12 protein-coding genes are annotated in these 14001 nt (G+C 67.6%); 6 read left to right on the forward strand and 6 right to left on the reverse strand.

Annotated features, from left to right (window positions below; translation table 11 throughout):
- Window positions 1-68 precede the first annotated feature (68 nt).
- The gene (locus VF992_08905; GenBank protein HEX9341270.1) at window positions 69-4556 is read left to right on the forward strand and encodes a hypothetical protein; all 4488 of its coding nucleotides are present in this window, start codon (window positions 69-71) and stop codon (window positions 4554-4556) included.
- Here the strand turns inward: VF992_08905 and hutH are convergent, their stop codons facing one another.
- Window positions 4557-6074 carry a histidine ammonia-lyase gene (hutH, locus tag VF992_08910; protein ID HEX9341271.1) on the reverse strand — a complete coding sequence of 506 codons (1518 nt, stop codon included), beginning with the start codon at window positions 6072-6074 and terminating at the stop codon, window positions 4557-4559. It abuts the gene before it with no gap.
- 95 nt (window positions 6075-6169) lie between these two features.
- Between hutH and rnz the strand changes: the two genes are divergently transcribed.
- The gene (gene rnz, locus VF992_08915; GenBank protein HEX9341272.1) at window positions 6170-7078 is read left to right on the forward strand and encodes a ribonuclease Z; all 909 of its coding nucleotides are present in this window, start codon (window positions 6170-6172) and stop codon (window positions 7076-7078) included.
- Between the two features lie 60 nt (window positions 7079-7138).
- Here the strand turns inward: rnz and VF992_08920 are convergent, their stop codons facing one another.
- Window positions 7139-7360, reverse strand: coding sequence for a hypothetical protein (locus VF992_08920; protein HEX9341273.1), 222 nt, complete (start codon window positions 7358-7360; stop codon window positions 7139-7141).
- A gap of 147 nt (window positions 7361-7507) precedes the next feature.
- On the opposite strand from VF992_08920, the gene VF992_08925 reads away from it, so the two are divergent.
- Window positions 7508-7915, forward strand: coding sequence for a hypothetical protein (locus VF992_08925; GenBank protein HEX9341274.1), 408 nt, complete (start codon window positions 7508-7510; stop codon window positions 7913-7915).
- A gap of 76 nt (window positions 7916-7991) precedes the next feature.
- On the opposite strand, the gene VF992_08930 is transcribed toward VF992_08925, so the two are convergent.
- Entirely contained in the window at window positions 7992-8552 is a 561-nt protein-coding gene (locus VF992_08930) for a CBS domain-containing protein (protein ID HEX9341275.1), read from the reverse strand.
- A 191-nt stretch (window positions 8553-8743) separates the two neighbouring features.
- On the opposite strand from VF992_08930, the gene VF992_08935 reads away from it, so the two are divergent.
- Both VF992_08935 and glyA read left to right on the forward strand, forming a co-directional pair.
- Window positions 8744-9940 (forward strand): methionine adenosyltransferase, encoded by a 1197-nt coding sequence (locus VF992_08935; GenBank protein HEX9341276.1) that lies wholly within the window; start codon window positions 8744-8746, stop codon window positions 9938-9940.
- A 66-nt stretch (window positions 9941-10006) separates the two neighbouring features.
- Window positions 10007-11284 (forward strand): serine hydroxymethyltransferase, encoded by a 1278-nt coding sequence (gene glyA / locus VF992_08940; GenBank protein ID HEX9341277.1) that lies wholly within the window; start codon window positions 10007-10009, stop codon window positions 11282-11284.
- Here glyA and VF992_08945 read toward each other — a convergent pair whose 3' ends face one another.
- From VF992_08945 to VF992_08955, 3 genes are read right to left on the reverse strand one after another with little or no spacing between them, the layout of a single operon-like run.
- Window positions 11285-11830, reverse strand: coding sequence for a Rab family GTPase (locus VF992_08945; GenBank protein ID HEX9341278.1), 546 nt, complete (start codon window positions 11828-11830; stop codon window positions 11285-11287).
- On the reverse strand, window positions 11827-12246 hold the full coding sequence (locus tag VF992_08950; GenBank protein HEX9341279.1) for a hypothetical protein: 420 nt from the start codon (window positions 12244-12246) through the stop codon (window positions 11827-11829). The genes VF992_08945 and VF992_08950 overlap by 4 nt, the downstream gene beginning before the upstream one ends.
- Entirely contained in the window at window positions 12239-13627 is a 1389-nt protein-coding gene (locus tag VF992_08955; GenBank protein ID HEX9341280.1) for a hypothetical protein, read from the reverse strand. Before VF992_08955 ends, VF992_08950 begins: the two co-directional genes overlap by 8 nt.
- A 149-nt stretch (window positions 13628-13776) precedes the next feature.
- On the opposite strand from VF992_08955, the gene VF992_08960 reads away from it, so the two are divergent.
- The coding region (locus VF992_08960; GenBank protein ID HEX9341281.1) for a phosphoserine phosphatase at window positions 13777-14001 on the forward strand (225 nt) is incomplete at its 3' end.

A 14001-nucleotide genomic window follows, 5' to 3' on the forward strand; every position in this document is an offset into this window, starting at 1 on the left:
GCTGAATATCACCGCAATCCTCCGAGGAAGAGCCTTGGCCTTCCTTCGGGAGAGCGGAGCTTCGGACCGTGAGCGGGTACCTGCGCGACAGCCAGCTTCGGCGCCAGCTCGAGGACAAGGTCAAGGAAGCCACCCGCACCCGCCAGGCGGCCGAGGACGGGCTCCGGGCGGCGCAGGAGCTGATCGACCAGGCACGCCGGATCGACGCGAACGTCGGAGACGCGGAGAGGGCCTTGGCCGAGGCGAACGCCGCGATAGCATCGAAAGACTACCAGGTTGCGGTCGACAAGTCGAACGAGGCGCTTGAGCGCGGCAAGAGGATCTACCGGGATCGGGCGCGGGCGATCGTCGACTCGAGCTCGGCCCTCGCGACCCTCGCCCGAGGCCTCGGCGCGGACCTCGGGGAGACGCAGGCCGGACTCGCCAAGGCGGAAGGGGCGCTCGCGTCGGACGACCTCGGCACGGCAATCGACCTGGCGAAGAAAGCATGGAAGCGTTCCGAGAAGATCCTCCAAGAGCACCTCTCCTCCTCATTCTCGACGGCCCAGGCGCTCATCCTCTCCGCCAAGACGATGGGCCGCGACGTCGCCCCGATTGAGGACCTCCTCTCCCGCGCGAGGAGCGCGATGGAGAACAACGACTTCCGGAGCGCGCTCGACTTCACGCAGGAGGGGCTCGACACGATCAAGGAGGACCTGACGTCCGCCGTGAACAAGGAAATCCGCGACGCCGAGGACCTCATGCGGACGGCGCAGGAGCTCGAGGCGGACACGACGAAGCCCGCGGCCTTGGTCGAACGGGCCCGCGGGGACGTCGCGAACCTCGACTTCGAGAAGGCGAACAACGCCTTGCGGCAGAGCCGCGCGGAATCGGAGAAGTCGCTCCAGCGTTCGCTCGACGGGAAGATCGCGGACTTCTCGCGCTTCCTGCAGGAGGCCCGCTCGCTCGGCGTCGATCCGGCGGCGGCCCAGGAGTCCTTCGCGAACGCGGAAGCGGCGATCAAGAAAGGCAACTACCGGGAGGGCGCGCAGCTCGCGAAGCAAGGCTTCCAGGCGCTCCAGCAGGCCCAATACCAACGGGTCGTCGGCGTCATCGCGCAATCCCGCGAGAAGTTCATCGCGGCGACGAACATCGGGGTCGACCTGCAAGGCCCTGTCGCGGACCTGAACCGCGCGCGGGAGGCGATCAAGCGGAACGCGTTCCGGGAGGCCCTCGACAGCGCGAAGCGGGCCGACGCAGCGGTCGACGAGATCCTCGAAGGATACCGGAAGATCGAGGGCCGGCTGAGGGACCTCCACCGCGCCTTCGCCGACGCCGAGGCGTTCGGCGTCTCGACGATCCGCGCCCGCGAGTTCGCCGGCGCGGCCCGCGACGCGTACCAGGACCGGAACCCGGCCGCGGTCGCGAAAGCCGTCGACCAGGCATTTGACGAACTCCGCCGCGCGGAGCGCGAGCGGGTCATGCAGGCCATCGAACGCGCGGAATTCGTGCTCACGCTCGGCGAGCAGAACGGGGCGGACCTGTCCGAGCCGTCGAGGCTCCTCCAGGAAGCGATCGTCGCCACGAAAGCCGACGAGTTCCGGAAGGCGTTGCAGATCACGGCCGACGTCCAAGCGAAGACCGAGCAGGTCCTCACGGACCAGGCCGCACAGCGGATCTCGGCGCTCCGCGGTTCGCTCCCGCATCTCGGCGACGACAGCTCGAACCTGAAATCGCTGCTGAACCGCGCCGACGCTGCGATGGCGTCCCGCGATTTCGACGGGGCCTTCGATGCGGTCATGGAGAGCCAGCGGTTCGTCGAGAGCCGGACCCGGAGCCGCTCCGAGGAACTCGTCGCCGACCTCGCCCTCGCCGTCCGCCTGAGCGTCGAACTCGGCGTCAACGTGACGGCCCTCGAGGCGATGCACCGCGAGCTGAACGGCCTGCTCCTCGGGGGGCGCGTCGCGGAGATCCTCGCGGTCCGGGGACGGGCCGCGGAAGCGCTCGGCGCGGCGGCGGAGACCTTGCAGGGACTGGTGATGGCCCGCATCATGACCGCATCGGGCCTCAAGATCGACGTCGACGAGATGGGGGACCTCCACCGCCGGGCGCGACTCGCGTTCGGCGTGCGGAACTACCACGAAGGACTCCGCCTCCTGATCGAGGCGAACGAGGACGCGAACAAGGCGACCGTGCTGCACCGCCAGGCGTACAACGCGATCGCGAGCGCGGCGGCGTTCGTGGCGGACGCGAAGAAGCGCAACGTCGACGTGTCGAAGGTCGTCGAGATGCTCGTCGACGCGAAGAAGGCGTTCGAGCGCCTCGACTACGACCGCGCCCTGAAGGTCGCATCGGATGCGAGGGCGGAGACGGACAAGCTGACGGTCCTCTATTCATCGGCGCAGAAGATCCTCTCGAGCCGCGGTCGCCTCGAACTCGCCGGGAAGCTCGGCATCGACGCGCCGCACCTGCGCAACCTGTTCAACGAGGCGAAGGAAGCGATGAAATCGAAGGAATACGACAAGGCGCTCGCGCTCGGGCAGCGGGCCGAGGACGAGTTCACGTCGCTGATCCGGGAGCGCCTGTCGGGCTCCCTCGCGGCGTCCGAGGGAATCCTCGGTTCCGTCGAAGGGTTGAACCTGGCCCAGGCGAGCAACGCCGTGATCCAGGCAAGGCAGCGCCTCGATGCGGGCGAGTTTGAGCAGGCCGCCGACCTCACGCTCGGGCTCCGAGACCAGCTCGAGACGCTCAAGCGGCGCGGAGAAGAGGCCGCGACCGCCTTGCGGCGGACCAAGGAGCTCGTCGCCGACGCGGAGGCGATGAACCTCTCCCTAACGTCGACCGCGAGGCTGCTCGACAAAGCCGACCGAGCGCACAAGATGGGCCAATTCGAAGCGGCCCTCGACCTCGCGGCGCAGGCGGAGATCGAGGCGACGAGGGAGCGGGACCAAGGCATTGCCTCGATCATAAAACAGTTCGAAGACGGGATCACGCGGGCGAGGACGCAAGGCACCGACACGCGGTCCGCGGAAAAGCTGTTCGAGCGAGCCCGTGAGTTCTTCCGCGCGAAAAAGTACCGCCAGGCCGTCGCGACCGCGATCCAGAGCGAGGCGGAGGCCGAGCGGGTCGCGCTCCAGCAGGCGATGGCGAAGCAGGCCGTCGAGACGGTCGAGCGGAAGCTGCGCGCCCTCGGCAAGGCCTCGGAGGACGTCATGGGGCTCGCCGCGGACGCCCGCAACACGTACGACGAGGCGGACTTCGTCAAGGCGCTCGACACCGCGATCCGCGCGTCCGACGCGATCGCGGACTTCCGGATCCTCGTCGAGGAGACGCAGGGCATCCGGGACCGCGCCCAGCGGCTGCTCCAGACCGCGTATGCGGCCGGCGCGGACGGGGCGAAGATCGAGCGGTCGTTGCAGGAGGGGGAGTCGGCGCTCGAGTCCGGGAATGTCGGGCGCGCCCGGGCCGCGTTCTCGGGGAGCATCGAGTGGGCGATCGGCCTGTTGCGATCCCACCTCGCGGCCGAACTCGCGAAGGCCGAACCGCTGATCGAGACGTGCCGCAAGATGGAGGTCGACCCGACGCGAGCCCAGAACAAGTTCGCGGAAGCGCGCTCTTACCTGGAGGCCGAAGACTTCCCAGCCGCCACGGCGAGCATCCACGCGGGCCGCGATGCCGCGCAGACGTCGCTCGCGGCGAAGCTGAACCACGCCCTCCAGGAGGCGGCGGAGAACGTCGCCCATGCGAAGAAGCTCGGGTCCGACGCGAGAGATGCGGAGGCGCTGCTCCGCCAGGCGAACGAGCGAATCCTCCAAGGGGAATTCGACGGGGCGATGGACGTCGTCGAGGCCGCGCTCGAGCGCGTCGAGTCCGCGAAGGTCGTCGAGAAGCGCTTCGTCGATCTCACGTTCAAGGCGGAGACGACGGTCCGGAACGGCCGCAAGTTCGGGATCGACATGAAGGCCGCCGAGGCGAAGCTCGCGCGGGCGGTCCAGCTCCGGAACACGGACTTCCCGGAGGCGATCAAGGTCGCGGAGGAAGCGTACCGAGTCGCCTGGGACGCGACGGAAGCGTTCGCGCCGAGCATCCGGGGATCGCTCGAGGTCGGTCCGACGACGCGGAACGAATGGACCGAGGCGACGCTCACCCTGGAGAACGTCGGGAAGGGGCTCGCGAAAGACGTCCGCGTACGGATCCTCGGCGACGCGGAGACCGACGGCGCGACCGAACTCCCGGCCGTCCGGGCGCACGCGACCGAGGTCCTGCAGTTCCGCCTCAAGATGACCGCCTCCGGGAGCGTGCCCCTCGCGATCCAGATCGTCTCACACCGGGTGTTCGACGAGAAGGAATACACGCAGGAGATGATCGCCCAGATCGACGTCTCCGAGATCCGCGCGGAGAAGGCGAAGCGGCTCGTCGCGGACCTCGAGACCCGCTGTCCGACCTGCAAGGGCCTCATCAAGATGGGCTTCAAGGTCACTCGTTGCGGCTGCGGCCGCGACTTCCACGAGCTGTGCGCGAGCCGCGTTGGGCGGTGCCCCGTTTGCTTCCGCTCGCTCCAGGGAGCGACGGAGTAGTCAGGCGAGCGATCCGGCGGCGCCCTCCGCGGCCGCGACGAGCGCCCCATCCCGCATCCACGCCAGGACGCGTTCGACGTCGTCCGCCATCGACCGGTCGGCCTCGAGGGTCGCGATCTCGCGCCGGATCGCGGCGTGCGCCGCCCGCGGGCCGAGACCCGGCCGCAAGGGCCGGAGGAACTCCACGCCTTGGGCCGCGGCGAGGTACTCCATCGCGACGACGTGGCTCGCGTTCTCCGTCGCCTGCCGGAACTTCAGGGCCGCCGCCATCCCCATCGGCACGAAGTCCTCCTGGTTCGCCGACGTCGGGATCGAGTCCGCGGAGGCCGGATGGGCGAGCACCTTGTTGTCGCTCGCATACCCGGCGGCGACGTACTGGAGGATCATCATGCCGGAGTTCAGGCCGCTCTCCCTCGTCAGGAAGGGCGGGAGCTCGCTGAGCCGCGTGTCGACGAGCCGGGCGATCCGACGCTCGGAGAAACCGGCGAGGACCGCCATCGCCAGCGAGGCGTAGTCCAAGGCCATCGCCAGCGACTGGCCGTGGAAGTTCCCGCCGCTCACGCTCTCGTCCGGGAAGATGAGCGGGTTGTCCGTCGCGGCGTTCATCTCGATGCGCAGCGCCTTGGCCGCGTGGTCGAGCGCGGCGCGGCATGCGCCGAGGACTTGCGGGATGCACCGCAGCGTGTAGGCGTCCTGGACCTTGTGCGGCCCCTTGTGGGACGGCACGATCTCGCTGCCGCGCAGCAGGCGACGGAGATTCGACGCGACCTCGCGCGCGCCGGGTTGCGGCTTGAGGGCGATTAGGCGGTCGTCGTACGGTCTCGGCGAGCCGCGGAGCGCCTCGAACGAGAGGGAGGCAGCGACCTGCGCATCCTTCAGGAGCCGCAGGCCGTCGTGGAGCGCCAGCGCCCCGACCCCCGCCATGACGGCGGTCCCGTTGACGATCGCCAGGCCCTCTTTCGTCTGCAGGACGAGCGGGTCCACGCCCGCTTCCTTCAACGCCTGCCCGCCGGACATCGTCCGCCCGCCGAATTCCGCGCGGCCTTCGCCGACGAGCACAAGGCCGAGGTGCGCCAGCGGCGCGAGGTCGCCGCTCGCCCCGAGCGATCCGCGGGACGGGATGACGGGATGGACGCCCCGATTCAGGAGGTCGAGGAGACGCGTGACGACGATCCTCCGCACGCCGGAATAGCCCATCGAGAGCGTGTTCGCCCGCAAGAGGAGCGACGCCCGCACCTCGTCCGTCCGGAGCGGCTCGCCCTGACCGACCGCGTGGCTCCGGAGCAAGTTGAGTTGGAGCCGCTTCGCGTCCGCCTCGGAGATCGCGACGTTCGCGAGCTCGCCGAACCCCGTTCGGATGCCGTACGCCAGCGGGCCGGACCCCGCGAGCTTCTCGAGGGATTGCCGGCTCGCGTCCACGCGCCGCGCGGCCGCCGGCGCGAGCCGGACGCGCTCTCCGCGCCGGGCCACCGCGACGACGTCGGCGAGGTCGAGCGATCGGCCGTCGAGCGAGTGCATGCGCGGACCGCCGCGGCATCCCGCTCCCGCGATATAGCCTTGGCGCGGACGTACAAAAGGCGTTAAGACTCCGCGGCCGTTCGGGACCCGAACCCATGCAGATCGTCTTCCTCGGCACGTCGGGATCGTGGCCGACGCCGAAGCGGAACGTGAGTGCGGTCGCGATCAAGCGCGGTCCCGAGGTCATCCTGTTCGACTGCGGCGAAGGCACGCAACGTCAGTTCATGCAGAGCAAGCTGAGCTTCATGCAGGTCTCCCGCGTCTTCATCTCCCACTTCCACGGCGACCATTTCCTCGGGTTGCCGGGGATGGTGCAGAGCATGTCGATGAACGGCCGCGAGGCGCCCCTCGACGTCTACGGGCCGCGGGGGATCGAGCGGCTCGTCACGGACCTCCTCTCGCTCGGATACTTCACGCCGGGCTTCGCGGTCCGAGGGAAGGAGCTGCCTCCGGGCGGCGAGGTCGATTGCGGGGAGTACGTCGTGCGGGCGTTCGAGGCCGTGCACACGGTGCCTTGCCTCGGCTACGTCCTCGAGGAGAAACCCCGCCCGGGGCGGTTCGGCCTCGAGCGCGCGGAGGCTCTCGGGGTGCCGAGCGGGCCGCTGTTCAGTCGCCTCCAGGAGGGACAGTCGGTCTCGGTCGGCGGACGCGCGGTCCGTCCGGAGGACGTCCTCGGGCCTCCCCGCCGCGGCCGCAAGGTCGTGTACACCGGCGACACGATGCCGCACGACGCCCTGATGGACGTCGCCCGGAACGCGGACGTCCTGATCCACGACGCGACGTCCGATGCCGCGCTCGAGGAGAAGGCGAACCGGTACGGACACTCGTCCTCCCGGCAGGCCGCGGAGATCGCCGCGAAGGCGAACGTGGGACTGCTCGTCCTGACCCACCTGAGCCCGCGGTACGAGGATCCGACGACGATCCTCGAGGACGCGAAGAAGGTCTTTGAGGACGTCCGGGTCGCCGAGGACTTCATGGAGATCGAGGTCCCGTACCCGGAGTAGGAGTAGGAGTAGGCGATGAGCCTCCGCCACCAGGTTCTGTTATCGTGGAATAACGATAGCTTACCTCCATGAGCCGGAAGCCATCTCGGCCTGAGCGAGCCGGACGAAACGCGCCATCTCGGTCTGGGCGCGGTTGGCATACGCCGCGACCCGTCGCGCGACTTCCTCCCGCGCCCGCGAATCCTTCGACGGACCGACATATTCTTCGACCTGTGCCCTCCGACCGCCCCGATCCTCGTAGTGCCAGAAGTACAGGTATCGCCCCTTTCGAATTGTCTTCACACAGTATCCGCAGCCCACCATCATAGCCGGATCACCGAAACGTCCAGTGAGTTGTAGGTCGTTATCGTTATTTAACGATAACAGCCGGGTCCGCGAACCTGCTTGCAGGAAAGTACTTGGGCCCTGTCGCGCGTTCCTACGCGACCCATGCTCACCGCACTCAGGCATCTGTTGGCCGAGAATCCGATGGCGGTTGTCGTTGGGATCGTAACGGTTTTGTCTCTTTCGACTCTAATCGCGTTCCAAGCCACAGTCCCAGCGACCTTCAGCTTTCTGGGGCTGCTCGCTGGCGGCGCCGCGGTTGGATGGTGCTGGAGAGAAACAAGAAACGCGATAGCCGCCGCCTTCCTTGCCGGCTGGACCGCCTACTTCCTCGGCAGCGTCGCATTCGTCTCGAGCAGCTCGATTGCAGCGGGATATTCGGCGGACCGGGTTGCAGCTGAGATTGGCGCCGGGGTGTTCGTGGGTCTCGTCTTCGGCATGGTCGCAGGTGGATGGGCCGCCGGCGGAGGCATACTGGGGACGTTTTTCCGCCGCCGGCTGCGCGCCCGTTGAGGCGGCCGGGTGCAAACGCGACTCACGACTTAGTTAGGTAGGAATAACGCGCCGGATTCAAGGTCGGTCGCCCCTCTCACAGGAGCTTCATCAGGTCCGACTTCGTGACGATGCCCGTGACCTCGCCCCGCGTGGTCACGAGGACCGCGTTGTAGTGGCGCAACAGGCTCGCGGCGAGCTCGACCGGGGCTTTCGAGTCGACCTGGGGGAACGCGGGCTCCATGACCTCGTCGACGCGGATCCGTGCGAGGTCTTTCGGGTCCCGACCGCTCAAGATCAGGTTGTTGATCACCTTGTCCGAGATCGAGCCGACCGGATGCCCGTTGTGCATGACCGGCATCTGAGAGAACTTCCAATGTTGCATCTCGCCGACCGCCGTCTGCAGGGGCAGCCTCGCCTCGACGTACTGGACCTTCCGCGTCTGGATCTGGTCCACGAGCGCTTTCTTCTCCTGCTTCTTCAGCTCCGCCTCGAGCGAGTTCATGATCCGCCGCACGACGTCGTACGAGGGATTCATCTGCCGCTTCTCGATCTTCACGATCGTCGACTGGCTGACGTTCGCGAGGCGGGCGAGCGCAGTTTGCGTGAGGCTCAGGGCCTTGCGGAGGCGCGGGATCTCCTCCAGGTCGGGCATCATCGGCCGGGAGAAGGTGCGGGGGTACATATTCCTGCCGGAATTTTCGGGTCAATCGTATATTATTAGCCAATCGAACGTCCGGGGGGCGCCGCGTCACGTTTCCATTGATGCGGCGCTCGGTGGCCGCACTCGTGCGAAAAAAACCATATATGCACCCAGGCATCCACGCGGCACAGCCGGGAGGGCTCTCCGTGGCACGCAACATCTACGTCGAGGAACTCATTCACACGCCGATCGAACAACAGGGCACGGAGATCGTCGAGCGGAAAGGGATCGGCCATCCGGACAGCGTCGCCGACGGGCTCGCGGAAGCCGTGTCTCGGGCGCTGTGCAAGATGTACGTCGCGCGGTTCGGACGGATCCTCCATCACAACACGGACCAAGTGGAGGTCGTCGGTGGGCAGAGCGCCCCGAAGTTCGGCGGGGGCGTGTTCCTCGAGCCCGCGTACATCCTCCTCGTCGGCCGCGCGACGACGATGGTCAACGGCGAGCGACTCCCGTACCGCACGACGGCGATCGAGGCCGCGCACGACCACCTCACGCAGACGTGCACGAACCTCAACGTCGACGCGGACGTGACGATCGACTGCAAGATCGGCCAAGGCTCCATCGACCTCCGGGGGCTGTACGACACGCAGAAGCAGCTCGCGAACGACACGTCGTTCGGCGTCGGCTTCGCGCCGTTCTCCGAACTGGAGACGGTCGTCTTGCAGACGGAACAGCTCATCAACGGGCCGCTGAAGGACGACCTGAAGGCGGTCGGGCAGGACATCAAGGTCATGGGGGTCCGCCACGGGGACGCCATGCGCCTCACGATCGCCGCCGCGATCGTCGACAAGCACGTGCCGGACGGCGATGCTTACGTCGGCGTTATCGAGGAGCTTCGCGAACGTGTCCTCGACAACGCGGTCAAGTACACGGACCGCGAGGTGAAAGTCGACATCAACACGGGAGACAATCCCGAGGCGGGGATCTACTACCTGACGGTCACCGGCCTGTCGTGGGAGAACGGGGACGATGGCAGCGTCGGCCGCGGGAATCGGGTGAGCGGACTCATCACCCCGTACCGACCGATGTCCATGGAGGCTGCCGCCGGAAAGAATCCCGTGACGCACGTCGGCAAGCTGTACAACATCCTCTCGTTCGACATCGCGGACCGCCTCGTGAGAGAGCACCCGGGCAAGGTGAAGGAGGTCTGGGTGCGCATCGTCTCGCAGATCGGGAAGCCGATCGACGAGCCGCAGGCGGCCACCGCGCAGATCATCCCGGAGAAGGGGACAAAGATCGGTTCGCTCCAAAAGGACGCCGAGGCCCTCATCGACGAGGAACTCTCGAAGATCTACAAACTCACGGATCGGATCGTCGCGGGCAAGGCGCGTTGCTTCTGAACGTGGGCCGGGCCCATCGGCCGAACTTATTTATCTCGACGCTCGGTTCTCACCGCGGTCGGGACGATGGACGAGGACGTCGCATTCATCGAAGAGCAGGTGGACCGCCACCACGCCTGGTTCTCCAAGTGCCTCCCGCTGATCGCGTCGGAGAACATCATCAGCCCGATGGCGCGGGAGATGCTCCTCACCGATTTCGGAGACCGCTACGCGGAGGGCCTGCCGCACGAACGGTACTACCAGGGCAACACGTTCGTCGACGAAGTCGAAGACCGCGTCGTCGCCCTCGCGAAGAAAATCTTCCGCGTTCGGCACGCAGACCCGCGGCTGATCAGCGGCACGGTCGCGAACATGGCCGTGTACTTCGCCTTGCTCGAGCCGGGCGACATCATGACGTCCGTCGCCCTGAGCCACGGCGCCCACATCAGCTCCGCGAAGTTCGGCGCGGCCGGGATGCGGGGCGTGCACAACGTCAACTATCCCTTTGATGTCGACCGAATGAACATCGACGTCGACGAGACGGCGAAGCTGATCAAGCAGGTCCGCCCGCGTGTGGCCGCCTTCGGCCAGAGCGTCTTTCTCTTCCCGACGCCTCTGCGGGACCTCCGGGACGCGTTCCAGGAGGCCGGGTGCGACGTCTGGTACGACGGCGCGCACGTGCTCGGCCTGATCGCCGGCGGCAAGTTCCAGGACCCGCTCCACGAAGGCGCCGATGTGCTCACGGGATCGACGCACAAGACGCTCCCGGGGCCGCAGCACGGCATCCTCCTGTCCGACTCCGACGATGAGAAGTTCGTCAAGAGGCTTCAGCGGGCCGTCTTCCCTGGCGTCGTGTCGAACCACCATCTGCATGCGATGGCGGCGCTCGGAATCGCGCTCGCGGAGTGCGCCGAGTTCGGCCGCGCTTACGCCGACCAGATCGTCCGGAACTCGAAGGCCCTCGCGCAGGCGCTCCATGAGAGAGGCGTGAAGGTCCTTGCCGAGAAACACGGATTCACGGAGAGCCACGCGATTGCGCTGGACGTCGGGGCGCTCGGCGGCGGCGCGAAGGTCGCCGCGGACCTGGAGAAGGCGAACATCATCACGAACAAGAACCTCCTGCCGTGGGACACGTCCCCGGTGAAGCCGAGCGGCATCCGGCTCGGGACGCAGGAGCTCACGCGCCTCGGGATGACGGAAGCGCAGATGCGGGAGGTGGCGGACCTGTTCGCCCGCGTCGCCGTGAAAGGGGAGCCGGCGGAGAAGGTCGCGGCCGACGTCGCCTCGATGCGTGCGGAGTTCAACACGGTCCACTTCTGCTTCACGGAAGGCGCGGAAGCCCACCGCCGATGGCGGATCGCATGATCAGTCGCGGCCCACGAGGACTTGCGTGACAAGCCCTTGGAAGATCTCCTCGACGCCGCGACCGCTCCTCGCGCTCGCGTACGACCACGCCCATCCCCGCGCGCGGAAGAACGACTCGACCTCCGCGGACGTCATCGCGGCCTGGGGATGCAGGTCTTCCTTGTTCACGACGCCGTACGTCGGGATGTTGCCCGCCACGGAGCGGATCGAGGCCGCCCACGCGTCCAGCGCGTCGAGGGTGCCGCGCCGGGTGACGTCGGCCACGGCGAGGATCCCCCGGGCCCCGTGGTAGTACGCCTCCTTGAGGAGTTCCCGCAAGGTCGGGGTCCCCATGATGTCCCAGATGATCACGTCGACGGGCACGTCGCCGGCGCCGGACGGGTGCCGGACCGCGACGCTCTTCTTCGTGACCTTCGTGCCGAGCGTGGCGACGTATCGGTCGTCGAACGCGTCCTGGACGAACCGTCGGATGAGGGAGGTCTTGCCGACGCCCGCCTCGCCGGCCATGCAGATCTTCACCTTCGCGAGGACGCCGGGCGCGCTCATCGCTCCGCCTCATCCGCCTTGCGCTGCGCCGACCGCTCGGCGTCGTCCTGGCCTTGCATCCGGTGCAGGGTCGCCTTGAGCCGCCACCCCCCCGGATACCTGGGGTCGATCTTCAGGACGCGGTCCAGGATCGTGATTCCCTCCTCCACCTTGCCGTCGCGGACGCGGATCACCGCAAGGACGAACAGCGCGTCGACGTCGTCCGAGTCCTCCGAGAGGCGTCGCCGCACGAGCGCGGCCGTGTCCGGGTTCTTGAACTTCGCTTCCGGAAGCTCCTCGCGTCGCGCGCGCGGCGCCGACCCGTGCGGGATCGCCTTGGGACGCGAATCCGGTCTCGCCGATGCAACGGTCCTTGCGCGCCGTCGGCGGCGCGGTGGCTCGGGTTCCCGGACCTCCGACGTGTCGGGGTTACGCACCGTGCCACCCCCGGACCCGGCGGAAACCCCCGCGGAGGAACCGCTGGAGGATCGGATCGACGTGATCGAGGCCCGTCAAGCGCCCATCCCAGTCGACGAGGGCGGGCCCGTGCGCCCGCTCGAGGGCGCGCTCGGCCGCCTTCATCTGCGGGAACAGGTAGCGGGGGTTCCCCCTCGAAGTGAGCGCGGCCAAGATGACGTGCTCTCCGCGGAGCACCCCGGCCCGGCGGCCGCCGAACGACATCTCGTCGAGGGTCGCCTTCGTGTCGAACGAGTCCCGGACGAAGTCCTGGATCGCGACGAACATCGAGGCCACGAGGTCGTCGTCTTTCCGCAAGTCGGGGCCTCGGCTCATGTGTTGGATCAGGATCCCGCTCCGGTGCATCAGGAAGACCTCGTCGATGACGATCCGCCGCTCGCCGAGGCCCGCGCTGAGCCCGACCGCGATGACGATCGCGAGGATCCCGAACGCCACGATCACGATGACGTTCGTGAAGTTCGGCTGGAACGGTGGCGGCGCCGCGACGGTCAGGATGCCCCGCGCGAACCTTGGTCCGATCGAACGGTTCGTGGCGTCCTCGTACACGAGAGACGCGTTGAGCCAAACCTGGGTTCCGATCGGCGCACCCTCGCTGACGATCGCCGTGATGTTGACGCTGACCGAGCTCCGAGGAGTCAGGGTGTAGTTCCGGTAGACGAGCGGGGTGCTCGCGTTGACCCCGAGGTAGGGACCGGGCTCCACGGTCACGGTGACGTTGTGCGCTGTCAAACGGGTCTCGTTCTGGGTATCGTTCGCGTCCATGAAGTTCGTCACGTTGATCCCGAACTCCGCGAGCTCTCCCGGGTGGACGGACGTCGACGGTTTCGGTTCGATGCTCACGGCGAGCACGCCGATCACGATCCAGACGTCGACCCGCGAAGTGCGGGGGGTGGCCGAGCCGCCGCCAACCTCCAACGCGGCCGCAGAGGCGGTCCGGTACCGACCGGCCGTCGCGGTCGCCGCGACCGTGGCCGGGATCGACCACCCGTAGCTCCGGCCCACGCGGAGCGCCGTGCACTGCCATTCGACGAAGGTCCCGGACGCCGTCAAGAGGGAGCAGTCCGGCGGCATCCCGAGCGCCGCGGTGTCGATCGCGAAATCCGAATCGACCGTGAAGTTCACGCGCGCGAGCTGGAGTTGCCCGCCGCCCGTGACGTTCAGGTAGAGCGCGAACGCGATCGTCTCGTTCCGCTCCGCGGAGGACCGGTCGGCAGTGAGGGCGAGCGTGAAGCTCGAGGCCTGCGGCCGCACCGCAAGAGACGCGGCCGCGATGGGGACGACCGACGAAAGGCCGAAGAACATCAGGGATAACCATGCGAGCGCAGCGGGAGGGCGGCCCACGGAACCGCGTTCCGATTGGCCTGACGCTATTTGAGCTTGCGACCTCGTTATCGCAACTGGTCTTTCCCGCGCCGGACGTCGATGCCCGAAGTTTTATATGGGGACCGCCTCTTGGCAACGACCCTACAGCCCGTTGCCAGAGGGTTTCGTTGCTCGATGAGTTGCAGCTGAAGCGGGAGCGCGAGAACCAAGAAGCGGAACGGCACCGCCGGCGGCGCGACGAGCTGAACGATAAGACGCGGGAATGGGTCGAGAAGCGGGATGCGCTGAACGCCCAGGTGCGGGCCCTCGTCGACGAGGCGACCCAGCATCGGATCCTGCGGGACGAGTTGAACGGCCAGGTCAAGGCGGCGAAGGAGGAGCGGGACAAGTTC

The sequence above is a fragment of the Thermoplasmata archaeon genome, from assembly GCA_036395115.1.
Taxonomy (GTDB): Archaea; Thermoplasmatota; Thermoplasmata; order RBG-16-68-12; family RBG-16-68-12; genus RBG-16-68-12.

Bases quoted from the DNA above. Each gene is read 5' to 3' on its own strand.
- VF992_08925 (HEX9341274.1), top strand. From the start codon at position 7,508: ATGCTCACCGCACTCAGGCATCTGTTGGCCGAGAATCCGATGGCGGTT.
- glyA (HEX9341277.1), top strand. From the start codon at position 10,007: ATGGACGAGGACGTCGCATTCATCGAAGAGCAGGTGGACCGCCACCAC.
- hutH (HEX9341271.1), bottom strand. From the start codon at position 6,074: ATGCACTCGCTCGACGGCCGATCGCTCGACCTCGCCGACGTCGTCGCG.
- VF992_08930 (HEX9341275.1), bottom strand. From the start codon at position 8,552: ATGATGCCCGACCTGGAGGAGATCCCGCGCCTCCGCAAGGCCCTGAGC.
- rnz (HEX9341272.1), top strand. From the start codon at position 6,170: ATGCAGATCGTCTTCCTCGGCACGTCGGGATCGTGGCCGACGCCGAAG.
- VF992_08945 (HEX9341278.1), bottom strand. From the start codon at position 11,830: ATGAGCGCGCCCGGCGTCCTCGCGAAGGTGAAGATCTGCATGGCCGGC.